The organism is Salmonella sp. NW177 (assembly GCF_051811585.1).
Lineage (GTDB): Bacteria > Pseudomonadota > Gammaproteobacteria > Enterobacterales > Enterobacteriaceae > Salmonella > Salmonella enterica.
On sequence record NZ_JAMMZV010000003.1, the window covers coordinates 169,956 to 196,002 of the forward strand.

The following is a 26,047-nucleotide window of genomic DNA, read 5'->3' on the forward strand; positions in this document are numbered from 1 at the left end:
CCTGGAGCCTCCTCCCCTAATAAACCCCTGGATGATGAGTTATCCTTTAAATCTCTGTGGCAAGGTGGCCCCATTTTCAGTAGAGGGGATACGAGATGTTGAATGCCTGGCACTTACCGGTTGCCCCATTTGTGAAGCAACATAACGATAAATTAACCATTACGCTGTGGCTGAGCGGAGAAAATCCGCCGTCTCGCGTGACGTTGCGCTCAGAATTCGATAATGAAGAAATCTCACTGGCGATGCGCAAACAGCGCCGCCAGCCGCAGCCGGGCGTGACGGCGTGGCGAGCGACGCTCAATATCGCGTTAGGGCAGCCCCGTCGCCGTTACAGCTTTAAATTGCTTTGGCACGACCGCCAGCTTTGGTTTACGCCACAGGGATTTAGCCGTTTTCCGCCTGCGCGTCTGGAACAATTTGCGGTTGATGCGCCGGATAGCGGCCCGCAGTGGGTCGCCGATCAAATTTTTTATCAGATCTTCCCGGATCGTTTTGCCCGCAGCGCGACGCGTGAAGCCGATCAGGACCGGGTGTATTACCATCATGCCGCAGGTCAGGAGATTGTGCTGCGCGACTGGGACGATCCTTTAACCCCCCAGGCGGGCGGTTCCACCTTTTACGGCGGCTGTCTGAATGGCATTTGTGAGAAGCTGCCGTATCTGAAAAAACTGGGCGTCACAGCGCTATATCTGAATCCGGTATTTACCGCGCCGAGCGTCCATAAGTACGACACGGAAGATTATCGCCATGTCGATCCGCAATTTGGCGGCGATCGGGCGCTGCTACGCCTGCGGCGTGAAACCCAGGCGCAGGGCATGAGGCTGGTGCTGGATGGCGTGTTTAATCATAGCGGCGACTCGCATGCGTGGTTTGACAGGCATAACCGCAGCACTGGCGGTGCGTGCCATCACCCGGACTCGCCGTGGCGCGACTGGTACTCCTTTTCACCACAAGGCGTGGCGCTGGACTGGTTGGGTTATCCGAGCCTGCCGAAACTCGATTATCAATCAGAAACGCTGGTGGATGAGATCTATCGCGGTGAGGACAGTATCGTTCGTCACTGGCTAAAGGCACCGTGGAATATGGACGGCTGGCGGCTGGATGTCGTACATATGCTGGGCGAGGCGGGCGGGGCGCGTCATAATTTGCAGCACGTCGCCGGTATTACCCGGGCGGCAAAAGAGGCGCAGCCCGAAGCCTATATTGTGGGGGAACATTTCGGCGATGCGCGGCAGTGGCTACAGGCCGATGCGGAAGATGCCGCCATGAATTATCGCGGCTTCACCTTCCCGCTGTGGGGATTTCTCGCCAATACTGATATCGCTTACGAACCACAGCATATTGATGCCCGGACCTGTATCGCGTGGATGGATAACTACCGCGCCGGGCTGTCACATCAGCAACAACTGCGCATGTTTAATCAACTCGACAGCCATGATACTGCGCGCTTTAAAACCCTGCTGGGTAAAGACGCGGCGCGCCTGCCGCTGGCGGTGGTCTGGCTGTTTACCTGGCCCGGCGTGCCATGTATTTATTACGGCGATGAAGTCGGCGTGGACGGCGCAAATGACCCCATGTGCCGCAAACCGTTCCCGTGGGATGAACGCAAGCAGGACGGCAACTTGCTGGCGCTGTACCAGCGTATGGCGAAACTGCGCCAGCGCAGTCTGGCGCTGCGTCGTGGCGGATGCCAGGCGCTGTATGCCGAAGGTGACGTAGTGGTATTCGTGCGAGTTTATCAGCAGCAGCGGGCGTTGGTGGCGATTAACCGGGGCGAGGCCTGTGAAGTGGCGCTGGAAGCGTTGCCGTTGCTGAACGTGGCCGGATGGCAATGTAAAACGGGAAGCGGTGACATCCGCGAGGGAAGACTTAGTTTACCCGCGATTTCCGCGACCGTATGGATGAATCGTTGAGGCGAGGTGGTTCGTAACACCTCACGCATAAAAAAGGCTCGCATTCGCGAGCCTTTTATCAATGCACTGACTTACAGGCTGGAAATGTTCTCAGCCAAGTATTTAGCCACGCCGTCCGGAGAGGCGTTCATGCCTTCTTTGCCTTTTTCCCACTGCGCCGGGCAGACATCACCGTGCTCTTCGTGGAACTGCAGCGCGTCGACCATACGCAGCATTTCGTCGATATTACGACCCAGCGGCAGATCGTTTACGACCTGGTGGCGAACAATACCGTTAGCGTCAATCAGGAAAGAGCCGCGCAGCGCAACGCCTTCGTCCGGGTGTTCGATACCGTAAGCTTTCTGAATTTCACGCTTCACGTCGGCGACCATTGCGTATTTCACCGGGCCAATGCCGCCTTTATCGACAGGGGTGTTACGCCATGCGTTGTGAACGAACTCAGAGTCGAAAGAAACGCCGACCACTTCAACGCCGCGCTTCTGGAATTCTTCATAACGTTTATCAAAGGCGATCAGCTCAGACGGGCAAACAAAAGTGAAGTCCATCGGCCAGAAGAACAGAACGGTCGTTTTACCATTGGTGTGCTGTTTGAAGTTGAATTTATCAACAATCTCACCGCTACCCAGTACCGCCGCAGCGGTGAAATCCGGGGCCTGACGAGTAACCAGTACCATAATAATTCTCCTGCAATATTAAGGGTTTTAGAACGCAACGCGGGCAGTATAGGGAGGGCGAAGCGACAAAACAATGCGGTCTTGACAATCAATGAGACAGCTTTTGCCTATCGATCGGGTCATTATAAATCGTAATGATGACCCCTTTATGACAGCGAACCATCTTTCTGCCAACGGCGGATCTGACGCACGCCCTCGCTATCAGGCCGTCACAGCGCTTTGCGGGCGGCCTGTGCCATCATACGCGGATAAAAATGCCAGAAGCGCTCTTCTAACGCGTCGTAGTGCGCGTCCAGATCGTACCAGGAATCACGCAAGGCATCCAGCCGGGGACGGCGATTCGCCATGCCATTCAGCACGTTTTGAATGAAATCCATATCGCGATACCGCTCTAACCATTTTTCTGACCAAAGATAATCATTCAGGTTGACAAAGCGCGGCGGGGAGTCGGGCAGAATCGTCGCGACCTGCGCATGGGCGTAGCCGACAAACGCCTGAAGTGGAAAATCGGGAGAGATTTGCGTCCAGTGGCGCGATAAAAAATGATCCCACATGACGTCCAGCGTAATGGGCGCCACGCGCCGCGTTTCATGGCGGAACCACTCTCGCGCCTCACGAACTTCCGGCAGGTTGTCGGTCATGACGTCAATACGCCGATGCATATAAATACCCTCTACCACGTCAGGAGGATAATGCGTTGCCGGGTTACCGCGGACAAAATCGGCCAGCAGATTACCGGAAAGCGAGCTGTCGGCAAGGTGCGCCAGATGCAGGTGAGCAAGAAAATTCATTATTGATTCTCTGTCCAAAAAGCGGGTAACGGTTGCAGCGGGAACGCCCCGGCACTAGACTACCCGCCTCTTATTTTAGTCTGAGTCAGAGTCATGCGCGTTACCGATTTTTCCTTTGAACTACCCGAATCCCTGATTGCCCACTACCCACAGCCGGAACGCAGTCGCTGCCGTTTGCTGTCATTAGAGGGGCCGACGGGCGCGCTGACGCACGGTACTTTCACCGATCTGCTCGATAAGCTCAACCCTGGCGATTTGCTGGTCTTCAATAATACCCGCGTGATCCCGGCGCGGCTCTTTGGCCGTAAAGCCAGCGGCGGCAAGATAGAAGTGCTGGTCGAACGTATGCTCGATGATAAACGCATCCTGGCGCATATTCGCGCTTCTAAAGCGCCAAAACCGGGCACGGAACTGCTACTGGGCGACGACGAAAGTATCCACGCGACCATGACCGCGCGTCACGGCGCTCTGTTTGAAGTTGAGTTTAATGACCCGCGTCCGGTGCTGGATATTCTCAACGCCATCGGCCATATGCCGTTGCCGCCGTATATCGACCGTCCGGACGAGGACGCCGACCGCGAACTGTATCAGACGGTTTACAGTGAAAAACCGGGCGCCGTCGCCGCGCCGACCGCGGGGCTGCACTTTGATGAGCCGCTGCTGGCGGCGCTTCGTGAGAAAGGTATCGAAATGGCGTTTGTTACGCTACACGTCGGCGCGGGCACTTTCCAGCCGGTGCGTGTCGATACCATTGAAGATCACATCATGCACTCCGAATATGCTGAGGTGCCGCAAGAGGTGGTCGACGCGGTGCTGGCGGCGAAAGCGCGCGGCAACCGGGTTATCGCCGTCGGCACCACCTCGGTACGCTCGCTGGAAAGCGCGGCGCAGGCGGCAAAAAGCGATTTGATAGAGCCGTTCTTCGGCGATACGCAAATCTTTATTTATCCAGGTTATCAATACAAAGTGATTGATGCGCTGATCACCAACTTCCATCTGCCGGAATCGACGTTGATTATGCTGGTTTCCGCATTTGCCGGTTATCAACACACCATGAATGCCTATAAGACTGCGGTAGAACAAAAATATCGCTTTTTTAGCTACGGGGACGCGATGTTTATCACGTACAATCCGCAGGCTATTTCTGAGCGTCCGTAAGAAGGCTATCTCACTTGCCATTTTGACGCCGGGCAGTGTTCGCCATCCTCACGTACTGCGTGTACGCTCCGGTGGTTGTGCGCTGGTCGACCCCAAACTGGCTGCGCCGATGACGCCTTCGGGAATTTATTAGCTATGGAATCATTCCGTAGCGAGTCGTTAAACGTCGGACTGTTTTTCTGACGCAGGAGTGATAATGAAATTTGAGTTAGATACCACCGATGGTCGCGCGCGTCGCGGTCGTCTGGTGTTTGATCGTGGCGTAGTGGAAACGCCTGCTTTTATGCCTGTGGGTACTTACGGTACCGTGAAAGGCATGACGCCGGAAGAAGTGGAAGCGACCGGCGCGCAGATTATTCTCGGCAACACTTTCCACCTGTGGCTGCGCCCGGGTCAGGAAATCATGAAGCTGCATGGCGATCTGCACGATTTTATGCAGTGGAAAGGGCCGATTCTCACCGATTCCGGCGGCTTCCAGGTCTTCAGCCTCGGCGATATTCGTAAGATTACCGAGCAAGGTGTGCACTTCCGTAACCCGATCAACGGCGATCCGATTTTCCTCGATCCGGAAAAGTCGATGGAGATCCAGTACGATCTCGGTTCCGATATCGTGATGATCTTTGATGAATGTACGCCGTATCCGGCAGACTGGGACTATGCTAAACGCTCGATGGAGATGTCGTTGCGTTGGGCGAAGCGTAGCCGCGACCGTTTTGATAGCCTTGGCAATAAGAATGCGCTTTTTGGCATTATTCAGGGCAGCGTTTACGAAGATTTACGCGATATCTCGGTGAAAGGTCTGGTAGAGATTGGCTTTGATGGCTACGCTGTCGGCGGTTTGGCTGTCGGTGAGCCGAAAGCAGATATGCACCGTATTCTGGAGCACGTTTGCCCGCAGATCCCGGCTGACAAACCGCGTTACCTGATGGGCGTGGGTAAACCGGAAGATCTGGTGGAAGGGGTGCGTCGCGGTATTGATATGTTTGACTGTGTCATGCCAACGCGAAATGCCCGTAATGGTCATCTGTTTGTGACCGACGGCGTGGTGAAGATTCGTAATGCAAAGCATAAAAGCGACACCAGCCCGCTTGACGCCGAGTGCGATTGCTACACCTGTCGCAATTATTCACGCGCTTACTTGCATCATCTCGACCGTTGCAACGAAATATTAGGTGCGCGTCTCAATACCATTCATAACTTGCGTTACTACCAGCGTTTGATGGCGGGTTTACGCAAGGCTATTGAAGAGGGTAAATTAGAGAGCTTCGTAACCGAGTTTTACCAACGTCAGGGGCGACCCGTTCCACCTTTGAACGTTGATTAATTTTAATAATGAGGGAATTTGAATGAGCTTTTTTATTTCTGATGCGGTAGCGGCAACAGGTGCTCCAGCGCAGGGCAGCCCGATGTCTCTGATTTTAATGCTGGTGGTGTTTGGTCTGATTTTCTATTTCATGATCCTGCGCCCGCAGCAGAAGCGCACCAAAGAGCACAAAAAGCTGATGGACTCCATTGCGAAAGGTGATGAAGTTCTGACGAATGGCGGTCTGGTCGGTCGAGTGACCAAAGTAGCGGAAGCCGGCTACATTGCCATCGCGCTGAATGACACCACGGAAGTGGTTATCAAACGTGACTTCGTAGCTGCCGTTCTGCCGAAAGGCACCATGAAGGCGCTGTAATATTTCGTTTTCCCAAAGGGAACTGCCGTGTTAAACCGTTATCCTTTGTGGAAGTACATCATGCTGGTCGTCGTGATTATCGTCGGCCTGCTTTACGCACTTCCCAACCTGTATGGTGAGGATCCGGCTGTTCAAATCACTGGCGTGCGCGGCGTCGCCGCCAGTGAGCAAACGCTGATCCAGGTCCAGAAAACGTTACAAGAAGAAAAAATTCCCGCTAAGTCTGTGGCACTGGAAGAGGGCGCTATTCTTGCGCGCTTCGACACCACCGATACCCAGCTACGCGCCCGTGAAGCGCTGATGAGCGTGCTGGGGGATAAATATGTCGTGGCGCTTAACCTTGCGCCGGCTACGCCGCGCTGGTTGGCGGCTATTCACGCCGATCCGATGAAGCTCGGTCTTGATCTGCGCGGCGGCGTTCACTTCCTGATGGAAGTGGATATGGATACCGCGTTAGGTAAACTCCAGGAACAAAATATCGATAGCCTGCGCAGCGATCTGCGTGAAAAAGGCATTCCTTATACCACCGTTCGTAAAGAAAATAATTATGGGTTGAGCATCACGTTCCGTGACAGCAAAGCGCGTGATGAGGCGATCGCCTATCTGACGCCGCGTCATCGTGACCTGGTGATTTCCAGCCAGGGCGGTAATCAACTTCGCGCGGTAATGACCGATGCGCGCCTGAGCGAAGCGCGCGAATACGCCGTTCAGCAGAACATTAATATTCTGCGTAACCGTGTTAACCAACTGGGCGTCGCGGAGCCAGTCGTACAGCGTCAGGGCGCAGACCGTATTGTGGTTGAGCTGCCGGGTATCCAGGATACCGCTCGCGCGAAAGAAATTCTCGGCGCGACCGCGACGCTGGAATTCCGTCTGGTGAATACCAACGTTGACCAGGCCGCCGCTGCTGCCGGGCGCGTACCGGGTGATTCCGAAGTGAAACAGACCCGCGAAGGCCAGCCGGTGGTATTGTACAAACGCGTGATCCTCACGGGCGACCATATCACCGACTCGACGTCCAGCCAGGATGAATATAACCAACCGCAGGTTAACATCTCGCTGGATAGCGCAGGCGGCAATATCATGTCTAACTTCACTAAGGACAATATCGGCAAACCGATGGCGACCCTGTTTGTGGAGTATAAAGACAGCGGTAAGAAAGACGCTAACGGTCGCGCCGTACTGGTGAAACAGGAAGAGGTGATTAACATTGCCAACATCCAGTCTCGGCTGGGTAACAGCTTCCGTATTACCGGTATCAGCAACCCGAACGAAGCGCGTCAGCTCTCGTTGTTGCTGCGTGCGGGTGCCCTGATTGCGCCGATTCAGATCGTTGAAGAGCGCACCATTGGCCCGACTCTGGGTATGCAGAACATCAAGCAGGGCCTGGAAGCCTGTCTGGCCGGTCTGGTGGTCTCCATCCTGTTCATGATCTTCTTCTATAAGAAGTTTGGTCTGATTGCGACCAGCGCGTTAGTGGCTAACCTGGTGTTGATTGTCGGTATCATGTCGCTGTTGCCGGGGGCAACGCTCAGTATGCCGGGGATTGCGGGTATCGTGTTAACCCTTGCAGTGGCGGTCGACGCCAACGTTCTGATTAACGAACGTATCAAAGAAGAGTTGAGTAATGGCCGCACGGTACAGCAGGCGATAAACGAAGGCTATGCCGGCGCGTTCAGTTCCATCTTCGATGCGAACATCACGACGCTGATTAAAGTCATCATTCTGTATGCTGTCGGTACCGGGGCAATTAAAGGGTTCGCGATTACGACCGGTATCGGTGTGGCGACGTCGATGTTTACCGCGATTATCGGTACGCGTGCTATCGTAAACCTGCTATATGGCGGCAAGCGCGTCACTAAGCTGTCAATCTGAGGAGTGCGATGTGGCACAGGAATACACTGTTGAACAACTAAACCACGGCCGTAAAGTCTATGACTTTATGCGCTGGGACTTCTGGGCATTCGGCATCTCCGGGCTGTTGCTGATCGCGGCCATTGTCATTATGGGCGTACGCGGGTTTAACTGGGGGCTGGATTTCACCGGCGGCACGGTAATTGAAATCACGCTGGAAAAACCGGCTGAAATGGACGTGATGCGCGAAGCGCTGCAAAAAGCGGGCTATGAAGAGCCGCAGTTGCAGAACTTTGGCAGTAGTCACGACATTATGGTGCGTATGCCGCCAACCGAAGGTGAAACCGGCGGTCAGGTACTGGGTAGCAAAGTGGTGACGATCATTAATGAAGCCACCAACCAGAATGCGGCCGTGAAGCGTATTGAATTCGTGGGGCCAAGCGTGGGCGCCGATCTGGCGCAAACCGGCGCCATGGCGCTGCTGGTGGCGTTGATCTCTATCCTCGTTTATGTCGGTTTCCGCTTTGAGTGGCGACTGGCGGCAGGGGTGGTCATCGCGCTGGCGCACGACGTGATCATTACGCTGGGGATACTGTCGCTTTTCCATATCGAGATTGACCTGACCATTGTGGCATCGTTGATGTCGGTGATCGGTTACTCGCTGAACGACAGTATCGTGGTCTCCGACCGTATTCGTGAAAACTTCCGCAAAATCCGTCGCGGGACGCCTTACGAAATCTTTAACGTGTCGCTGACCCAGACGCTACACCGTACGTTGATTACCTCCGGTACGACGTTAGTGGTAATTCTGATGCTGTACCTCTTCGGCGGTCCGGTACTGGAAGGCTTCTCGCTGACGATGCTGATCGGTGTCTCTATTGGTACGGCATCTTCTATCTATGTCGCATCGGCGCTGGCGCTGAAACTCGGTATGAAGCGCGAGCATATGCTGCAGCAGAAAGTCGAAAAAGAAGGGGCGGATCAGCCGTCCATTCTGCCGTAAACACGTATTTAAGTGTTATCTGAATCCCGGTCATGCGATCGGGATTTTTTTATTTATGTACCATGACGATAAACATTACTGACAGTATGCTGTCAGGAGCCCTGTCATACACTCCTCATGAATTTACCCACACTCGCAGGAGGATGTATGAAAAACTTGATTAACTGGTTTGAAATTCCAGTTACTGATATGGCGCGTGCAATCGCCTTTTATGAGCAAGTGATGCAGATATCGTTATGTCGGGAAACCATGGATGGGGCGGACCTGGCCGTATTCCCGTATGCTGAACCCGGACCCGGCGGAGCGCTGATAAAGCAGGATGATGTCGCTCCAGTTGCGCAGGGAGTCGTTATTTATCTGCATACCGCCGATTTGTTAGCCTCGATTGAACGTGTCGTCCTTGCCGGTGGCAAGTGTGTTCTGGAACCCATGGTTCCCGGAGATGACATTGGAACCATCGCGTTGTTTATTGACAGCGAAGGTAACCGAATAGGTTTACATCAACCTGCGTGATATTTGCTAAATGTAGAGAGTCAATATGACCAGACGCGCTGACCGTTTGTTTCAGATCGTGCAAATTTTGCGGGGTAGACGACTGACGACGGCAGCGCTGTTGGCACAGCGGCTTGCGGTTTCTGAACGGACGATTTATCGCGATATTCGCGATCTGTCGTTATCCGGTGTGCCTGTCGAAGGTGAAGCGGGGAGCGGATACCGTTTAATGGCGGGTTTTGATCTGCCGCCCTTGATGCTTACCCATCGTGAATCGGAAGCACTGATGGTGGCTATACGGTTATTGAAAACCTGGGGCGGCGATTCGCTATCGCGCGAGCTTGAATCCGCCCAGGAAAAAGTGTTGGCTATTTTACCGGAAGAAAGCCGTCGTAAAGCGGAGCAGACACGGATTTACGCTCCGGAGTTGGGTACATCTCCACATTCGCGCAGCGCGTTTGATCTTATCCATCAGGCCGTTTCGGCGCAGCAGGTGTTGGCGCTACATTATCGTGATGAAGCGGGGCATCTCTCTTCACGGGATATACAACCTCTGGGATTGTTTTTCTGGGGAGAGCACTGGCTACTGGTTGCCTGGTGTGAGAGACGGGAAGACTATCGGTGTTTTCGCCTCGATCGCTGTTTACAAATTACTCCGCTTAACCGGCGATTTCGTGAAACAATCGACCGTTCTTTGCGTGATTTTTTGCGTAAAGTTGAGCACGAAAAAATGCCGTAAGATGTGATAGCGATAACTCCAACGCTTGTAAAACGGGTTGATTGGTCATCAGTTTGTCTGAAATAGCCTGCCTTACCTGGATATATAAGTTGCACAGAATCATTGCTAAAAGCCCGGCTTCGCGGGAAACTGCGCATAACTCTTTGTATTATTCAGGTACCTGTTAATTATGGCTATCATCCCAAAAAACTACGCGCGCCTGGAAAGCGGCTATCGTGAAAAAGCGCTGAAGCTGTTTCCGTGGGTGTGCGGACGTTGTTCCCGTGAGTTTGTGTATTCAAATCTGCGTGAGCTGACGGTGCATCATATCGATCATGACCACACCAATAACCCGGAAGACGGCAGTAACTGGGAGCTATTGTGCCTCTACTGCCACGATCATGAGCATTCTAAATATACCGAAGCCGATCAGTACGGTTCGACGGTCATTGCCGGGGAAGATGCGCAAAAAGATGTCGGCGAGGCGACTTATAACCCGTTTGCCGATCTGAAAGCGATGATGAACAAAAAGAAATAAGCAGGCTGCTGACAAAGCTGTTGGTGCTGTTGAATGTTAGGTTACGCTTCGCTCCACCCAACGGAATCCGCAATATAAATGAATTATTGGTTTTCGTAGGTCGGATGCAATCCGACATTTTTTCAGCCCCGGAGTTTGTCGCCAGACCCAAACGTCCTGTAACGCATACATTGTCACTGGAATCCCGATCGCAAGGTTGGGATTTTTTTGTTTTTAATTCATGCCGATACTGGCGAGCAGAGTAGAATCAGCGGTAAGCCGGGGCAACCCGGTGAGGCGCAATGTTGCGGGGGCTTGATCCCCGGTGGCCTTGTCGCTGGAAAGAGAAAACCCCCGCACATTGTTCGGTATTCACCGGCAACATTACGGGGGCTAACTTGACCCTAGACAAGTTGAGGATAGCCGCGAACCGTTGCCATTGCAACAAAGGCGGCAATATGACGCTCACAGAGTTGAGCATTACTATCTGGCACGATCTGGCGGCACCAACGCTGGTCGGGATTGCGACAGGTCTGTTTTTAGGCTGGCGGCATCGCCGGAAGTAATGTGAAGTGGGCGCGACTCGCCGCCGCATGGCAGCATGCGCCCGAAACGGGCCAGAGGGCGACCTCTGGCCTTTTTTGCAGGTTTAGAAGTTATAACCCACGACCAGGTAGCCGCCCCAGCCGGTAGATTTCGCGCTGAAATCGCCGTCGCCCCAGTTCAGTTTTGCGCCATTCTGCCACTGTCCGCCGTTATGGAAGTAACGCGCAACGACCGAGTAGTGCCAGTGATCGTAGTTCAGCGCCAGGATATGGCTGGAAGCGATGGAGTTGCTGGTACGGTTCGGATCGTCGCCTAAATCAGATCCCCAGTCAAAGTTGGTAAAGCCGATATAGCTCAGTTTACCGCCCCACAGATCGGTGATGGGGACGAAGTATTTCACTTTGAAACGGTAGCCGTCCCATTCGTTTTCATTGGACGCGCCGTAGTTTTGCCACTGATATTTCGCATACACGTTCAGCGACAGGCCCATCGGCAGGCCGGTGTCGATATCGGTCCCCAGACCCATATACCACGTGCTCTGGCGGCTGGCTTTGTTATCGCCCATATCGTAGATGTAGTTGTTGGCGAAATACCACTCTTTAAACGGGCCGAAGCTCAGGTCTGCGCCGGTCAGCTTATCAATCGAGAAACGCGGCTCGATTTCCATGAACAGCGGAGAACCGTCGGACCAGATACCTTTATCGTTGCCGTTACCCCAATCAAAGGTTTTGGGAATATCGATATAGCCGTAGAAATCAAACCAGTCTTTTTTGGCAAATGCTTCATATTCCAGATAGACGTCGTTGTTCAATTTCGGCGAGAAACGGGTATGGTAGCTGCCTACCACGTTTACGCTCTGGTGCCACCAGTCGGACAAATACTGCGGCTGATCATTTTCTGCTGCGTTAGCAGTAAAAGATGAGGTGAGCGCCAGCGCTGCGCTGACTGCGAGTAAAGTTTTTTTCATATGTATGCCACTGTTTGAAATCCCTTACGGGAGTGAAAAGAACGCAATTTGCGTTTCTAAATATTTCGTGTTTCTGCGGAGCCTATTATAAAAATCATTGCTCACAAAAATATGTCTTGTTTCACATATCTATCATTTACGTAATCGATTGCGTTCACGTTTGCGCATTTTAGACGCGGCGACAGTACTATCTTTCATGAATATTACCAATTCATGCCATAAATGACGGAAATGTCAGTAGGGCAACAAAAGTCGCGCGGGGGATGTTGCGGAACGCACAAAACGCTCCGCCAGAACGTTTATTGATTAACAGGCTGAATATCATGGATGCGAATGAAGCCTAACTGCGCCGGTGTGATCCCCTTCAACGGTAACGAAATATTGACATCACTGGGCGCCAGCAAACTGGCAGGGGCATTTACCAGAAGGCTCTGTGCATTCACCTCCTGATAGTTCTCCGTAGTGCCCTGAAGTTGCCCGTACTCTACGGTAGCGCTGAATGCTGGCAGCGGATCGCGGGACTCGCCCTGAATGCGTAACGTTGCGTGAGCGCCGTCTGCGACAGGCGTAATCTCCAGCAATGTCATACGTAGCGTACCGATCTGACTCTCCAGCCGGGCAGACGTATTGGCGCCAGGCAACAAATAGACGCCGCGGGTTGACTCCGCATTCAGCTTATTTTGTTGGGTAATTTTTACCGTTTCCTGATTCAGTTGGGTCATCTCTTTATTCAGGGTGCTAATGCTTTGATGCATCTGGCGAACTTCACTCTGCGGCGCGCAGGCGGTCAGGCTCAAGAGACTTCCCACCAGGAGAATTCTTAGGTAACGTCTTGTCATGTCGATCATTTCCTTCGTGGTTCGATAGCGTAATGGTAGTGCGCTATACGCACAAAGGCACCGATCCTTTATCTCAAAAGCGCTCCGCCTTTGTTGTCGCGCCAGTTCAGGGTAAAATAGTGTTTTCTAAATCATCTGGTCAGGACGCCGTATGCATTGCCCATTTTGTTTCGCCGTAGATACCAAAGTCATTGACTCTCGTCTTGTAGGCGAGGGCTCGTCCGTGCGCCGCCGTCGGCAGTGTCTGGTGTGTAATGAACGCTTTACGACCTTTGAAGTGGCTGAACTGGTCATGCCGCGCGTGATAAAAAGCAACGATGTGCGCGAACCCTTTAATGAGGATAAGCTGCGTAGCGGCATGTTGAGAGCGCTGGAAAAAAGACCCGTCAGCGCAGATGATGTTGAAATGGCATTGAACCATATTAAGTCACAATTACGTGCCACTGGGGAGCGTGAAGTTCCCAGCAAGATGATTGGCAACCTGGTCATGGAGCAGCTGAAAAAACTCGATAAAGTCGCGTATATTCGCTTTGCCTCCGTCTATCGCAGTTTCGAAGATATCAAAGACTTTGGCGAAGAAATCGCTCGCCTACAGGACTAAGCCATGCAGGATGAGTTTTACATGGCGCGAGCGCTCAAACTGGCGCAGCGTGGACGTTTCACCACTCACCCGAACCCTAATGTCGGCTGTGTCATTGTTAACAATGGCGATATCGTCGGCGAAGGTTATCACCATCGCGCCGGAGAGCCGCACGCCGAGGTCCATGCGCTGCGGATGGCGGGCGCAAAAGCCAAAGGCGCAACCGCCTATGTCACGCTTGAACCCTGTAGCCATCATGGGCGAACGCCGCCATGTTGTGATGCGCTGATTGCGGCCGGCGTCGCGCGCGTGGTCGCCGCGATGCAGGACCCGAACCCACAGGTCGCCGGGCGTGGGCTGTATCGCCTGCAACAGGCGGGTATTGCGGTCAGCCACGGGTTAATGATGAGTGAAGCGGAGGCGCTCAATAAAGGCTTCCTCAAACGGATGCGTACCGGATTCCCTTATCTTCAGCTTAAACTGGGCGCCTCCGTCGACGGACGGACGGCGATGGCCAGCGGCGAAAGCCAGTGGATCACCTCGCCGCAGGCCCGGCGCGACGTTCAGCGCTTGCGTGCGCAAAGTCACGCTATCTTAACCAGTAGCGCGACGGTATTGGCTGACGATCCGGCCTTGACGGTGCGTTGGGCGGAGTTAGACGCCTCTACGCAGGCGTCTTACCCGCAGGAAAATCTGCGCCAGCCGGTGCGAATTGTTATCGACAGCCAAAACCGGGTAACGCCTGCGCATCGTATTGTGCAGCAGCCTGGCGAAACGTGGATTGCGCGTACCCAGGAAGATAGCCGCGCGTGGCCCGATTCGGTTCGTACTATCAGCGTGCCGGCGCACAACGGACATTTGGATCTGGTTGTGCTGATGATGCAGTTAGGCAGGCAGCAGATTAATAGCATATGGGTTGAAGCCGGACCGGGACTGGCGGGCGCGTTGCTGCAAGCCGGGCTGGTGGATGAACTGATTGTCTATGTCGCGCCTAAATTGTTGGGAACCCAGGCGCGGGGATTATGCGAATTGCCGGGGCTTGAGAAGCTCGCCGACGCGCCGCAATTTACCTTCAGCGAAATACGTCATGTCGGCCCGGATGTTTGCCTGCATATGGTGAGCGCATGAGTTCTCCCGTCGAAAGGGGAGCAGCGCTCAAATTATTATGATAAAATCCGCCCCCCTGCGGGGCCAAATGAACCCTGGAAGAGAGAATATGAACATTATTAAAGCTAACGTTGCAGCCCCTGACGCTCGTGTCGCCATCACTATTGCGCGTTTCAATCAGTTTATCAACGACAGCCTGCTGGATGGCGCGGTTGATGCCCTGACGCGTATTGGTCAGGTAAAAGATGATAATATTACCGTAGTGTGGGTGCCTGGCGCTTATGAACTGCCGCTGGCGACCGAAGCGCTGGCGAAAAGCGGTAAATATGACGCCGTGGTTGCGCTGGGAACCGTGATTCGCGGGGGGACTGCGCACTTTGAATATGTGGCAGGCGGCGCCAGCAATGGCCTGGCAAGCGTTGCCCAGGACAGCGGCGTGCCGGTAGCCTTTGGTGTTCTGACCACCGAGAGTATTGAACAAGCCATCGAACGTGCTGGTACAAAAGCCGGTAATAAAGGCGCAGAAGCTGCGCTGACCGCGCTTGAAATGATTAATGTATTGAAAGCCATTAAGGCCTGATTTTTTGTAAGGGGAATTCCGTGAAACCTGCTGCTCGTCGCCGCGCCCGTGAGTGTGCCGTCCAGGCGCTTTACTCCTGGCAGTTGTCCCAGAACGACATCGCTGATGTTGAATACCAGTTCCTGGCGGAACAGGACGTAAAAGACGTCGACGTTCTCTATTTCCGTGAACTGCTATCCGGGGTGGCGACTAACAGCGCGTACCTGGATGGTTTAATGAAACCGTATCTGTCCCGCCTGCTTGAAGAGCTGGGACAGGTTGAAAAAGCCGTGCTGCGTATTGCGTTGTTTGAGCTGTCAAAACGCAGCGATGTGCCTTATAAAGTGGCCATCAACGAAGCGATTGAACTGGCGAAAACCTTTGGCGCTGAAGACAGCCACAAATTCGTCAACGGCGTACTGGATAAAGCAGCTCCGGTGATTCGTCCCAACAAAAAGTGATTCACAGGCCGGAAAGATAGCGGGCGATCGATACCCGCCGTCTCCGGCCTTTTCTTTTTTTCTGCTGAGGCATAACGTATGGCATGTGGCGAGTTTTCCCTGATTGCCCGTTATTTTGACCGTGTAAGAAGCTCTCGTCTTGATGTTGAAACCGGTATTGGCGACGATTGCGCGCTCCTGAATATTCCTGAAAAACAGACCCTGGCGATCAGTACCGATACGCTGGTGGCGGGCATCCATTTCTTACCCGATATCGATCCTGCCGATCTGGCGTATAAAGCGCTGGCGGTGAATTTAAGCGATCTGGCGGCGATGGGCGCCGATCCGGCATGGTTAACGCTGGCGCTCACGCTTCCTGACGTCGATGAGGCGTGGCTTGCCGCGTTCAGCGACAGCCTGTTTGAACAACTGGATTACTACGACATGCAGCTCATTGGCGGAGATACCACGCGCGGCCCGCTGTCGATGACGCTCGGTATTCATGGCCTTGTGCCAGCCGGTCGGGCGCTGAAACGTTCTGGCGCAAAACCGGGCGACTGGATTTATGTTACTGGCACGTTGGGCGATAGCGCTGCCGGGCTGGCGATTCTACGGGGTGATTTTCGCGTGGGAAGCTGGGGGGATGCCGACTATCTGGTCAAACGCCATCTGCGCCCGACGCCGCGTATTTTACAAGGACAGGCGCTACGCGATCTCGCCAGTTCGGCGATTGATCTTTCCGACGGTTTGATCTCCGATCTTGGTCACATTCTGCAAGCCAGCAACTGCGGCGCGCGAATCGATTTGGAGGCGCTGCCTGACTCCGAAGAACTGTGGGGACATGCCAATGATCCCGAACAAAAGCTTCGCTGGATGTTATCCGGCGGCGAAGATTATGAACTGTGCTTTACCGTCCCGGAGCTGAACCGTGGCGCGCTGGATGTCGCGCTTGGTCATCTGGGCGTGCCGTTTACCTGTATCGGGCAAATGACGGCGGATATCGAAGGGATCGCCTTTGTGCGTGACGGAGAACCTGTCACTTTTGACTGGAAAGGATATGACCATTTTGCCACGCCATAAAGATGTTGCGAAAAGCCGCCTGAATTTGCGCAATCCGTGGCATCTGCTCGCTACCGGCTTTGGCAGCGGGTTGAGCCCCGTGGTGCCGGGCACGATGGGCTCGCTGGCGGCGATCCCCTTCTGGTATTTGATGACGTTTCTGCCGTGGCAGCTTTATTCGCTGGTCGTGATGTTTGGGATCTGCATTGGCGTTTATCTTTGCCATCAGACGGCGAAAGATATGGGCTTACACGACCACGGCAGTATTGTCTGGGATGAATTTATCGGTATGTGGATAACGCTAATGGCGTTGCCGACGACGGACTGGCAGTGGGTGGCTGCCGGGTTCGTTATTTTCCGCATTCTGGATATGTGGAAACCCTGGCCGATCCGTTGGTTTGATCGCAACGTGCACGGCGGCATGGGGATTATGATCGATGATATCGTCGCCGGCGTGATATCCGCCGGCATACTGTATTTTATCGGTCATCACTGGCCGCTCGGTATTATTTAAAGGGTTTGCCGGATGGCGGCGTAAACGCCTTATCCGGCCTATCCCCGAACAATATGTCGATTTCGCAGGCCCGATAAGCGCCGCGCCATCGGGCAATGGCAGATTATTTAAATCCCACCACCGGATGTTGTTTGTACGGCGTTTCGAGTTCGGCAATCTGCTCCGGTTTGAGCGTTAAATCAACGGCATTCAGCAACTCATCTAACTGCTCTTCACGCGAAGCGCCGATAATCGGCGCGGCGACGCCTCGTTTGCTGAGTAGCCAGGCCAGCGCGACCTGCGCTCGCGTTGCGCCAAGCGCCTCGCTGACGCCAGCCAGCCGTTCCGCTATTTGCGCATCATTTTTATCGCTTTCAGCGTATAAATTTTTACCCACGTCATCCGAGACCAGCCGGGCCGTGGTTTCTCCCCAGGGGCGAGTTAAGCGCCCGCGCGCCAGCGGGCTCCACGGAATCACGGCGACGCCTTCCTGCCAGCACAGCGGTAGCATCTCACGCTCTTCCTCGCGGTAGATCAGGTTATAGTGATCCTGCATGGTGACAAACGGCGCCCAGCCGTGTTGTTTTTGTAGCGCCAGCGCCTGGGCAAATTGTGAGGCGTGCATTGAGGAAGCGCCGATATAGCGGGCTTTACCCGCCTTCACCACGTCGTTTAGCGCTTCCAGAGTTTCTTCTATCGGCGTGGTGTAATCCCAGCGGTGGATTTGCAGGATATCGACATACTCCATTCCCAGACGGGTGAGGCTATCGTCAATAGAGCGCAGGATTTGCGCGCGGGACAATCCTTCCGGCAGATCGCCGACGCGATGGAAGACTTTCGTCGCTACCACCACCTCGTCGCGCCGGGCGAAATCACGCAGCGCGCGGCCGACAATCTCTTCACTGCTGCCGTCGGAGTAGCTGTTGGCGGTATCAAAAAAGTTAATGCCGCCCTCAAGGGCGCGCTTGATGATGGGACGGCTGCTCTCTTCGGGAAGCGTCCAGGCGTGATTGCCGCGACTCGGCTCGCCGAACGTCATACAGCCCAGACAAAGGCGGGACACCTGAAGATCTGTATTTCCTAACGTGTTGTATTGCATGACTCCGCTCCTGTTATACCCGTCACTCTTCAAGCATAGCAGGAGCAAAGAGGGGATTATGCCAGCCAGGCCTTGATTTTGGCTTCAATGCCTGCGGCGTCAAGCCCCAGTTCCGCGCGGGCTTCTTCCTGCGTTCCTTGCGGGATAAAGAAATCCGGAAGACCGATATTCAGCACAGGTACAGGTTTACGATGGGCCATTAGCACTTCGTTTACGCCGCTGCCAGCGCCGCCCATAATGGCGTTTTCTTCCAGCGTCACCAGCGCGTCATGTTGCGCGGCCATCTCCAGAATTAACGTGTCGTCCAGCGGCTTAACAAAGCGCATGTCGACCAGCGTGGCGTTCAGCGCTTCGGCGACTTTCGCCGCCTCAGGCATTAAGGTGCCAAAGTTTAGAATCGCCAGTTTTTCGCCATGACGCTTCACAAGGCCTTTACCAATAGGCAGTTTTTCCAGCGGGGTTAGCGCCACGCCCTGCGCATTACCGCGTGGATAACGTACTGCCGTCGGGCCGTCGTTATAGTGATACCCGGTAAATAACATCTGGCGACATTCGTTTTCGTCGCTTGGCGTCATGATCACCATATCCGGGATGCAGCGCAGATAGGAGAGATCGAACGCGCCCTGGTGTGTTTGTCCATCCGCGCCAACGATACCGGCGCGATCGATGGCGAACATGACCGGCAGTTTCTGGATAGCGACGTCATGGATGACCTGATCGTAGGCGCGTTGCAGGAAAGTAGAGTAGATCGCCACGACGGGCTTATAGCCGCCAATCGCCAGACCTGCGGCGAAGGTGACGGCATGCTGTTCGGCGATGGCGACGTCAAAATAGCGATCCGGGAATTTACGTGAAAATTCCACCATGCCGGAACCTTCGCGCATTGCCGGGGTGATCGCCATCAGCTTGCTGTCTTTGGCGGCGGTTTCACACAGCCAGTCACCGAAGATTTTTGAATAACCAGGCAGACCGCCGCTGCTTTTCGGCAAACATCCGCTGGAAGGATCAAATTTAGGCACCGCATGGAAAGTGATCGGATCTTTTTCCGCGGGCTCATAGCCGCGGCCTTTCTTGGTCATGATATGCAGGAACTGCGGGCCTTTCAGGTCGCGCATGTTCTTCAATGTGCTGATAAGCCCCATGACATCGTGACCATCGACCGGCCCGATGTAGTTAAAGCCCAGCTCTTCGAACAGTGTTCCCGGCACAACCATGCCTTTAATATGTTCTTCGGTACGCTTGAGCAGTTCTTTAATTGGCGGTACGCCGGAGAAGACCTTTTTTCCGCCTTCGCGCAGAGAAGAGTAAAGCTTACCGGAAAGTAGCTGCGCCAGATGGTTGTTGAGCGCGCCGACGTTTTCCGAAATCGACATTTCATTGTCGTTCAGAATGACCAGCATGTCGGGCCGGATATCGCCTGCGTGATTCATTGCTTCAAACGCCATACCGGCGGTGATGGCGCCGTCGCCAATCACACAGACGGTGCGGCGATCTTTGCCTTCTTTCTCCGCCGCTACGGCAATACCGATACCGGCGCTGATGGAGGTGGAGGAATGCCCAACGCTTAGCACATCGTATTCGCTTTCTCCGCGCCACGGGAACGGGTGCAGACCGCCTTTCTGGCGAATGGTGCCGATTTTGTCGCGACGACCGGTAAGGATTTTATGTGGATAAGCCTGGTGTCCAACATCCCAGATTAGCTGGTCAAACGGGGTGTTGTAGACATAATGCAGCGCCACGGTAAGTTCTACCGTGCCCAGCCCGGAAGCGAAGTGCCCGCTGGAACGGCTTACGCTGTCGAGTAAGTAGCGGCGTAGCTCGTCGCAGAGTTTCGGCAGACTCTCTTTCGGTAACAGTCGTAACTCCTGGGTGGAGTCGACCAATGCCAGGGTAGGGTATTTGGCTATATCAAAACTCATCGCAAGCTCATTGGATATGGGGTTTATTTATCACGCTGGATTATGTAGTTCGCTAGCGCTTCCAGTGCCGAGGTGTCCAGTGATTGCGCGGCCAGCTGATGTAACGACTGACGGGCGTCCTCTATCAGGTCCCGGGCTTTATTCCGGGCTTGCTCAAGACCCAGAAGTGCAGGGTAGGTACTTTTGCCAAGCTGCTGGTCTGCGCCCTGACGTTTACCTAACGTTGCAGTATCGCCCACCACATCCAGAATGTCATCCTGAACCTGGAAGGCAAGGCCGATACTCTCTGCATAGCGGTCAAGTATCGGCAGAGTATTCCGTCCTTTATCGCCCGCGCTCAACGCGCCAAGTCTAACGGCGGCGCGAATGAGCGCGCCGGTCTTATGGCGATGAATGCGTTCCAGCGCGTCCAGAGTGATCCGCTGGCCTTCTGCCGCCAGATCCAATGCCTGACCGCCGCACATACCGGCGATACCGCTGGCGTTTGCCAGTTCGGCGATCATCGCGATACGATCGCGATCGGCGACTTCCGGCATCGGCGCGTCGCTGATAATGGCAAACGCCAGTGTCTGCAACGCGTCTCCCGCCAGGATTGCGTTGGCTTCGCCAAATTTAATATGGCAAGTCGGCAGGCCGCGACGCAAATCGTCATCGTCCATTGCTGGCAGGTCGTCATGGATCAGCGAATAGGCATGAATGCATTCGACCGCCGCAGCTGGCGCATCCAGCGTTGCCGTACTGACGCCAAACATTTGACCGGTGGCGTAAACCAGAAATGGCCGCAGGCGTTTACCGCCTAATAATGCGCCATACTGCATGGCTTCGACCACGGGAGTGTTCTGAAAGGGCAGTGGCGCGATAAAACGGCTCAGCGCCTGATTCGCTTGCGTTACGCAAGCCTGTAGCTGCTGCGTAAAGTCCATTTACTCATTATCCGCGATAAAAGGCTCAGGTGAAGCCTCTTCATTATCAGACAGCAAAATTTGCACGCGCTGTTCCGCCTGCTGCAGTTTTGCCTGCCCCTGACGCGCCAGCTGTACGCCGCGCTCGAATTCATTCAGCGCGTCTTCCAGCGGCAAATCGCCGCTTTCCAGGCGGGTAACAATATGTTCCAGCTCGCTCAGCGCAGTTTCAAAGCTGGCGGGCGCCTCATTTTTCTTCGGCATGATGACTGTTTGACTCTCTGTAATGGCAGCACAAGTCTATGGTAACGGACTCACACTGATAAGCAAATAACGCGCAATGGTAAGGGGAAATGCGCAAGATGTCCGTGATAGTGATATACTTCCGCGCCTGGATGCAGCCGTAGGTATGGGCTGCTGTACTATTTCTCCACGACAAGCCTTAGATAGCTTGCTAAAGAACCATTGCCGCCATGAAGTTTATCATTAAATTGTTCCCGGAAATCACTATCAAAAGCCAATCTGTGCGTTTGCGCTTTATAAAAATTTTAACCGGGAACATCCGTAACGTTTTAAAGCACTACGATGAGACCCTCGCGGTTGTCCGTCACTGGGATAACATTGAAGTTCGCGCCAAAGATGAAAACCAGCGTCTGGCGATTCGCGACGCGCTGACCCGCATTCCGGGGATCCACCATATTCTTGAAGTCGAAGATGTGCCGTTCACCGATATGCACGACATTTTCGAGAAAGCGTTGGCGCAGTATCGCGAGCAGCTTGAAGGCAAAACCTTCTGCGTGCGCGTAAAACGTCGCGGTAAGCATGAGTTTAGCTCCATTGAGGTGGAGCGCTATGTCGGCGGCGGATTAAATCAGCATATTGAATCGGCGCGCGTGAAGCTCACTAACCCGGATGTGACGGTGCATCTGGAAGTGGAAGATGATCGCCTGCTGTTGATCAAAGGGCGTTATGAAGGTATTGGCGGTTTCCCGATTGGCACCCAGGAAGATGTGCTGTCGCTGATCTCCGGCGGTTTTGACTCCGGCGTCTCCAGCTATATGCTGATGCGTCGCGGCTGCCGCGTACACTACTGCTTCTTTAACCTCGGCGGCGCGGCGCATGAAATCGGCGTTCGCCAGGTGGCGCATTACCTGTGGAACCGCTTTGGCAGCTCCCATCGCGTGCGTTTTGTAGCGATTAACTTCGAACCGGTGGTCGGCGAGATTCTGGAGAAAGTTGACGACGGCCAGATGGGCGTGGTGCTCAAACGTATGATGGTACGCGCGGCGTCGAAAGTGGCGGAACGTTACGGCGTACAGGCGCTGGTGACCGGCGAAGCGCTGGGCCAGGTGTCCAGCCAGACGCTAACCAACTTGCGCTTGATCGATAACGTGTCTGACACGCTGATCTTGCGCCCGCTGATCTCTTACGATAAAGAGCACATTATCAACCTGGCGCGCCAGATTGGTACGGAAGATTTTGCCCGTACGATGCCGGAATACTGTGGCGTGATTTCAAAAAGTCCGACGGTGAAAGCCATTAAAGCGAAAATTGAAGCCGAAGAAGAAAATTTCGACTTCAGTATTCTCGATAAGGTGGTAGAAGAAGCGAAAAACGTCGATATTCGTGAAATCGCCCAGCAGACCCAGCAGGAGGTGGTGGAAGTTGAAACCGTGAGCGGTTTTGGCGCCAACGATGTGATTCTGGATATCCGTTCTGTCGATGAGCAGGATGACAAGCCGCTGAAAGTGGAAGGTGTGGACGTGGTTTCGCTGCCTTTCTACAAGCTGAGCACTAAATTTGGCGATCTCGATCAGAGCAAAACCTGGCTGCTATGGTGCGAACGCGGCGTAATGAGTCGCCTGCAGGCGCTCTATCTGCGCGAGCAGGGGTTTGCCAATGTGAAGGTGTATCGCCCGTAATTCCTTTGCCGGGTGGCGGCTATGTCCTACCCGGCCTACCGTTTTATTTCTGCCCCAACCGTTTTGCAATGCGCTCCAGCTTCATCATCAGCAGCAGCGTAATGGCCACCAGCACAATAGTCAGCGCCGCGCCGTCGGCGATATTTCCACGGTCGGTCAGGCTAAAGATCGCCACCGGCAGCGTCGTCCAGCCCGGCGGATAAATCATCATCGTCGCGCCCAACTCCCCCATGGAGAGCGATAAACTCAGCGCCAGCGCTGACATCATCCACGGCATCAATAACGGCAACGTCACGTGACGCAGACGATACCAGGGCGATGCCCCCAGACTCGACGCGACGTTTTCAATATCGGCGGAAATTCGCGCCAGTCCGGTCGACACGTTACTGAAGGTAAAGGCGGAAATCAGCACAAAGTGCGCTGTCAGCACAATCCATAGGGTGCCGTTCATTTGCAATGGCCCCTGGCTGAAAGCAACCAGAATGCCCAGGCCCACGGACACTGACGGAATCGCACTCGGCAGATAGAACACCATACTTAACCATTTCTGCGTTTTCACCCCATATTGACGCAGCGCCAGCGCCGCCCAAACGCCGCAAAGCAGCGCAAACAGGCTGGCGCAAAAGCCAATCGTGAGGCTGGCAAGTAGGGCGTCCCATGCCGCACCGTGCAGAGCGTTAACAAAGTGGTTCAGCGTGAAGCCACTCGGCAGAATACCGTTCCACTGCTGGCTAAGGCTGGACATCAGAATCACCGCCAGCGGCAGGAAAAAGAACACGATAAACAGTACGCTAGCCACAACGCCCGCCGCTGCGCGTCCTTTAGGTGACCAAATTAGCATGGCTAGCTCCTTACGCCGGTACGCGATGCCGCCAGGCGATAGAGGGAGAACAGCCCCAGCGACAAGACAATGTTGATCAACGCAATCATGCAGGCGACCGTATAGTCGGACTCCAGAATCGCTTTGCTGTAAACCATCATCGGCAGGGTGTTAACCCCTTTCGCGCCAATAAACAGTACGATGCCAAACTCGTTAGTGGTCAACAGCAGGCACAGGCTGCCACCAGCCATCAGCGCCGGTAGCGCCGCCGGGAAAATCACCTGCCCAATCACCCGTAACGGGTGCGCCCCCAGAATGCTGGCTGCCTCTAGCTGGCTTTTATCAATTTGCCGCAGCGCGGCCATCAGTGGCCGCATCACCAGCGGAGTGAACACCGTGATCTCCGCCAGAATGACCCCCTGCATCGAGTAGAGAAAATCCACCGGCGGTAGCTCAAAGGCAAACAGGCTCATCAGCGTACCGTTGAGCAGACCCGCTGACCCATAAATAAAGGTGAACGCCAGCGTAATCAGGAAGGTCGGCAGCGCAATAAAAGTATCGACGACCCGACCAATCAACTCGCTGCCGGGGAAAGGAATAAACACCAGAATCAGCGACATCACGCTGCCCAGCAGCAGGCAACCGGCGGTGGCGAAAAAGGCGATTTGCAACGTGTTCAGCAACGCGCCGACAAAGCGTTTCGAGTCGACCACCTGGCGGAAGGTCTCGAGCCCGATCTCGCCATTGGCACCGCGTAGCGCCTGTTCAACGATGAGCGACAGAGGCCAGAAAAACAGCGTCGCCAGCACCAGCAACGGGAGCAGCAGCCACAGCAGCGGGCGTAGGTTAAGCGCCGGTTTTTCCAGTGGTAAAATGAGTGGCATGGTTATACCTCAATCAGGACCGCATCATCCGGTTCGAACCACAGCGCCAGCTTGTCGCCCACGCGCGGCAGCGGATTGACATGCGTCAACACCATCCGCACCGTTTCGCCAGCAACGTCACACAGCAGATGGGTTAAATCGCCCTGCCAGTGCACCGATTGCAGTGTGGCGTTGAAGCGGTTGCTGTAGGCCGAACGCGGCGTCAGGCTGAGGTGCTGAGGACGAATGCACAGCAGTTTGTTGTAACCGTGGTGGCTGCCCTGGCTGAACGCGCGAATCACCGCACCGCCGCAGCTGACGTCCACCAGCCCCGGAACCTCCGTTATCCCCAGCGCGATGGCGGAGAGAATATTGGCGCGGCCTAAGAATTCGGCGGCAAAGCGATTGGGCGGATGCTGATATAACGCGCGGGTTTCGCCGTGAGCAATCAGCGAGCCATCCTTCATAATGCCGATTTTATCGGCCAGAGTGAGTGCTTCCGTTTGATCGTGGGTGACGTAGAGAATAGTGAGTTCCGGCAGCTCACGGTGAAGACGGGCGATTTCTTCCACCATATTATGACGAATCTGTGCGTCCAGCGCTGACAGTGGTTCATCCAGCAACAGCACGCGCGGGCGCACGGCAATCGCGCGGGCGATGGCCACGCGTTGCTGCTGGCCGCCGGAAAGTTGATGCGGATAACGGGCGGCGTAATCACTCATGCCAACCGTTTTCAGCGCCTGCGTTACACGCTCATTAATTAGCGCCTTTGGCTGCTTCTGCGCACGCAGGCCAAAAGCGACGTTGTCTTCCACTTTCAGATGCGGGAACAAGGCGTAGTTCTGCACCACCATCGCCAACCCGCGTTTATAGGGTGGCAGATGGGTGACGTCCGTATCGCCAATCAGAATACGACCGCCTGCAGGTTGCACAAAGCCCGCAACCGCACGCAGCACCGTCGTTTTTCCAGATCCTGATGGGCCAATCAGCGCCAGCACTTCGCCAGGTTCAATCGTCAAAGAGAGCGGTTTAAGCACCACGTTGCCGTGATACGCAACGCGCAGCGAGTCGAGGACTATCCCCGATGTCCCCTGCGATGCAGGGGCGTGAACGGCAGTCGTTTTCATCAGCAT

The 26,047-nt window shown here is 54.5% G+C and carries 28 protein-coding genes and 1 pseudogene; 17 read left to right on the forward strand and 12 right to left on the reverse strand.

Annotated features, from left to right (window positions below; translation table 11 throughout):
* Positions 1-95 precede the first annotated feature (95 nt).
* Positions 96-1,913 carry a maltodextrin glucosidase gene (gene malZ, locus NA986_RS11115; RefSeq protein ID WP_023215787.1) on the forward strand — a complete coding sequence of 606 codons (1,818 nt, stop codon included), beginning with the start codon at positions 96-98 and terminating at the stop codon, positions 1,911-1,913.
* Between the two features lie 71 nt (positions 1,914-1,984).
* On the opposite strand, the gene NA986_RS11120 is transcribed toward malZ, so the two are convergent.
* Together NA986_RS11120 and acpH are read right to left on the reverse strand one after the other, a co-directional pair.
* Entirely contained in the window at positions 1,985-2,587 is a 603-nt protein-coding gene (locus NA986_RS11120) for a peroxiredoxin (protein WP_000244731.1), read from the reverse strand.
* Between the two features lie 209 nt (positions 2,588-2,796).
* Positions 2,797-3,378, reverse strand: a complete 582-nt coding sequence (acpH, locus tag NA986_RS11125) for an ACP phosphodiesterase (protein ID WP_001009858.1) — start codon at positions 3,376-3,378, stop codon at positions 2,797-2,799.
* A gap of 93 nt (positions 3,379-3,471) precedes the next feature.
* Here acpH and queA point away from each other — a divergent pair, with 93 nt between their 5' ends.
* The 9 genes from queA (at position 3,472) to NA986_RS11170 (ending at position 11,365) form a co-directional block, all read left to right on the forward strand.
* Positions 3,472-4,536, forward strand: a complete 1,065-nt coding sequence (gene queA, locus NA986_RS11130) for a tRNA preQ1(34) S-adenosylmethionine ribosyltransferase-isomerase QueA (protein WP_001266525.1) — start codon at positions 3,472-3,474, stop codon at positions 4,534-4,536.
* A 196-nt stretch (positions 4,537-4,732) separates the two neighbouring features.
* Positions 4,733-5,860, forward strand: a complete 1,128-nt coding sequence (gene tgt / locus NA986_RS11135; RefSeq protein ID WP_000667305.1) for a tRNA guanosine(34) transglycosylase Tgt — start codon at positions 4,733-4,735, stop codon at positions 5,858-5,860.
* Between the two features lie 22 nt (positions 5,861-5,882).
* Entirely contained in the window at positions 5,883-6,215 is a 333-nt protein-coding gene (gene yajC, locus NA986_RS11140; protein ID WP_000007628.1) for a preprotein translocase subunit YajC, read from the forward strand.
* Positions 6,216-6,242: 27 nt separating this feature from the next.
* Positions 6,243-8,090, forward strand: a complete 1,848-nt coding sequence (secD, locus tag NA986_RS11145; RefSeq protein ID WP_000934808.1) for a protein translocase subunit SecD — start codon at positions 6,243-6,245, stop codon at positions 8,088-8,090.
* A 10-nt stretch (positions 8,091-8,100) separates the two neighbouring features.
* Positions 8,101-9,072, forward strand: a complete 972-nt coding sequence (gene secF, locus NA986_RS11150; RefSeq protein WP_000046629.1) for a protein translocase subunit SecF — start codon at positions 8,101-8,103, stop codon at positions 9,070-9,072.
* Between the two features lie 147 nt (positions 9,073-9,219).
* Entirely contained in the window at positions 9,220-9,585 is a 366-nt protein-coding gene (locus tag NA986_RS11155; protein WP_023215785.1) for a VOC family protein, read from the forward strand.
* A 25-nt stretch (positions 9,586-9,610) separates the two neighbouring features.
* Positions 9,611-10,303 carry a helix-turn-helix transcriptional regulator gene (locus NA986_RS11160; protein ID WP_023202234.1) on the forward strand — a complete coding sequence of 231 codons (693 nt, stop codon included), beginning with the start codon at positions 9,611-9,613 and terminating at the stop codon, positions 10,301-10,303.
* Between the two features lie 169 nt (positions 10,304-10,472).
* Positions 10,473-10,820 (forward strand): HNH nuclease YajD, encoded by a 348-nt coding sequence (gene yajD, locus NA986_RS11165; RefSeq protein WP_000974818.1) that lies wholly within the window; start codon positions 10,473-10,475, stop codon positions 10,818-10,820.
* A gap of 437 nt (positions 10,821-11,257) precedes the next feature.
* Positions 11,258-11,365, forward strand: a complete 108-nt coding sequence (locus NA986_RS11170) for a type I toxin-antitoxin system toxin Ldr family protein (protein WP_023137930.1) — start codon at positions 11,258-11,260, stop codon at positions 11,363-11,365.
* A gap of 83 nt (positions 11,366-11,448) precedes the next feature.
* Here NA986_RS11170 and NA986_RS11175 read toward each other — a convergent pair whose 3' ends face one another.
* Together NA986_RS11175 and NA986_RS11180 are read right to left on the reverse strand one after the other, a co-directional pair.
* On the reverse strand, positions 11,449-12,312 hold the full coding sequence (locus NA986_RS11175; RefSeq protein WP_000752021.1) for a nucleoside-specific channel-forming protein Tsx: 864 nt from the start codon (positions 12,310-12,312) through the stop codon (positions 11,449-11,451).
* Positions 12,313-12,611: 299 nt separating this feature from the next.
* A complete protein-coding gene (locus tag NA986_RS11180) occupies positions 12,612-13,151 on the reverse strand; it encodes a DUF3251 domain-containing protein (protein ID WP_023215784.1) in 540 nt (179 codons plus the stop codon).
* A gap of 151 nt (positions 13,152-13,302) precedes the next feature.
* Between NA986_RS11180 and nrdR the strand changes: the two genes are divergently transcribed.
* The 6 genes from nrdR (at position 13,303) to pgpA (ending at position 17,410) form a co-directional block, all read left to right on the forward strand.
* The gene (gene nrdR / locus NA986_RS11185) at positions 13,303-13,752 is read left to right on the forward strand and encodes a transcriptional regulator NrdR (protein WP_000543533.1); all 450 of its coding nucleotides are present in this window, start codon (positions 13,303-13,305) and stop codon (positions 13,750-13,752) included.
* A 3-nt stretch (positions 13,753-13,755) separates the two neighbouring features.
* Complete coding sequence (gene ribD, locus NA986_RS11190) at positions 13,756-14,859, forward strand: bifunctional diaminohydroxyphosphoribosylaminopyrimidine deaminase/5-amino-6-(5-phosphoribosylamino)uracil reductase RibD (RefSeq protein WP_001150218.1); 1,104 nt, start codon at positions 13,756-13,758, stop codon at positions 14,857-14,859.
* A gap of 88 nt (positions 14,860-14,947) precedes the next feature.
* Positions 14,948-15,418, forward strand: a complete 471-nt coding sequence (ribH, locus tag NA986_RS11195; protein WP_001021372.1) for a 6,7-dimethyl-8-ribityllumazine synthase — start codon at positions 14,948-14,950, stop codon at positions 15,416-15,418.
* Positions 15,419-15,438: 20 nt separating this feature from the next.
* A complete protein-coding gene (nusB, locus tag NA986_RS11200) occupies positions 15,439-15,858 on the forward strand; it encodes a transcription antitermination factor NusB (RefSeq protein WP_000801129.1) in 420 nt (139 codons plus the stop codon).
* A gap of 78 nt (positions 15,859-15,936) precedes the next feature.
* Positions 15,937-16,917 (forward strand): thiamine-phosphate kinase, encoded by a 981-nt coding sequence (gene thiL / locus NA986_RS11205; protein WP_000752133.1) that lies wholly within the window; start codon positions 15,937-15,939, stop codon positions 16,915-16,917.
* Positions 16,895-17,410 carry a phosphatidylglycerophosphatase A gene (gene pgpA, locus NA986_RS11210; RefSeq protein WP_023215783.1) on the forward strand — a complete coding sequence of 172 codons (516 nt, stop codon included), beginning with the start codon at positions 16,895-16,897 and terminating at the stop codon, positions 17,408-17,410. The genes thiL and pgpA overlap by 23 nt, the downstream gene beginning before the upstream one ends.
* A 4-nt stretch (positions 17,411-17,414) precedes the next feature.
* Here the strand turns inward: pgpA and NA986_RS11215 are convergent.
* From NA986_RS11215 to xseB, 5 genes and pseudogenes are all read right to left on the reverse strand, one after another.
* Positions 17,415-17,506, reverse strand: a pseudogene (locus NA986_RS11215) (hypothetical protein); the annotation flags it as partial.
* A 7-nt stretch (positions 17,507-17,513) separates the two neighbouring features.
* A complete protein-coding gene (locus NA986_RS11220; protein WP_001199854.1) occupies positions 17,514-18,488 on the reverse strand; it encodes an aldo/keto reductase in 975 nt (324 codons plus the stop codon).
* A gap of 56 nt (positions 18,489-18,544) precedes the next feature.
* The gene (dxs, locus tag NA986_RS11225; RefSeq protein WP_000006777.1) at positions 18,545-20,407 is read right to left on the reverse strand and encodes a 1-deoxy-D-xylulose-5-phosphate synthase; all 1,863 of its coding nucleotides are present in this window, start codon (positions 20,405-20,407) and stop codon (positions 18,545-18,547) included.
* Positions 20,408-20,430: 23 nt separating this feature from the next.
* Entirely contained in the window at positions 20,431-21,330 is a 900-nt protein-coding gene (gene ispA / locus NA986_RS11230) for a (2E,6E)-farnesyl diphosphate synthase (RefSeq protein WP_000348074.1), read from the reverse strand.
* A complete protein-coding gene (gene xseB / locus NA986_RS11235; RefSeq protein WP_001124944.1) occupies positions 21,331-21,573 on the reverse strand; it encodes an exodeoxyribonuclease VII small subunit in 243 nt (80 codons plus the stop codon).
* 209 nt (positions 21,574-21,782) lie between these two features.
* On the opposite strand from xseB, the gene thiI reads away from it, so the two are divergent.
* Positions 21,783-23,231 carry a tRNA uracil 4-sulfurtransferase ThiI gene (thiI, locus tag NA986_RS11240; protein ID WP_023215781.1) on the forward strand — a complete coding sequence of 483 codons (1,449 nt, stop codon included), beginning with the start codon at positions 21,783-21,785 and terminating at the stop codon, positions 23,229-23,231.
* A 43-nt stretch (positions 23,232-23,274) separates the two neighbouring features.
* On the opposite strand, the gene phnV is transcribed toward thiI, so the two are convergent.
* Genes phnV through phnT form a run of 3 tightly spaced genes read right to left on the reverse strand, consistent with a single transcriptional unit; the run spans position 23,275 to position 26,047 of the window.
* On the reverse strand, positions 23,275-24,072 hold the full coding sequence (gene phnV, locus NA986_RS11245) for a 2-aminoethylphosphonate ABC transport system, membrane component PhnV (RefSeq protein ID WP_000909791.1): 798 nt from the start codon (positions 24,070-24,072) through the stop codon (positions 23,275-23,277).
* 2 nt (positions 24,073-24,074) lie between these two features.
* The gene (gene phnU, locus NA986_RS11250) at positions 24,075-24,935 is read right to left on the reverse strand and encodes a 2-aminoethylphosphonate ABC transporter permease subunit (RefSeq protein ID WP_001128373.1); all 861 of its coding nucleotides are present in this window, start codon (positions 24,933-24,935) and stop codon (positions 24,075-24,077) included.
* 2 nt (positions 24,936-24,937) lie between these two features.
* The gene (gene phnT, locus NA986_RS11255) at positions 24,938-26,047 is read right to left on the reverse strand and encodes a 2-aminoethylphosphonate ABC transport system ATP-binding subunit PhnT (protein ID WP_001727988.1); all 1,110 of its coding nucleotides are present in this window, start codon (positions 26,045-26,047) and stop codon (positions 24,938-24,940) included.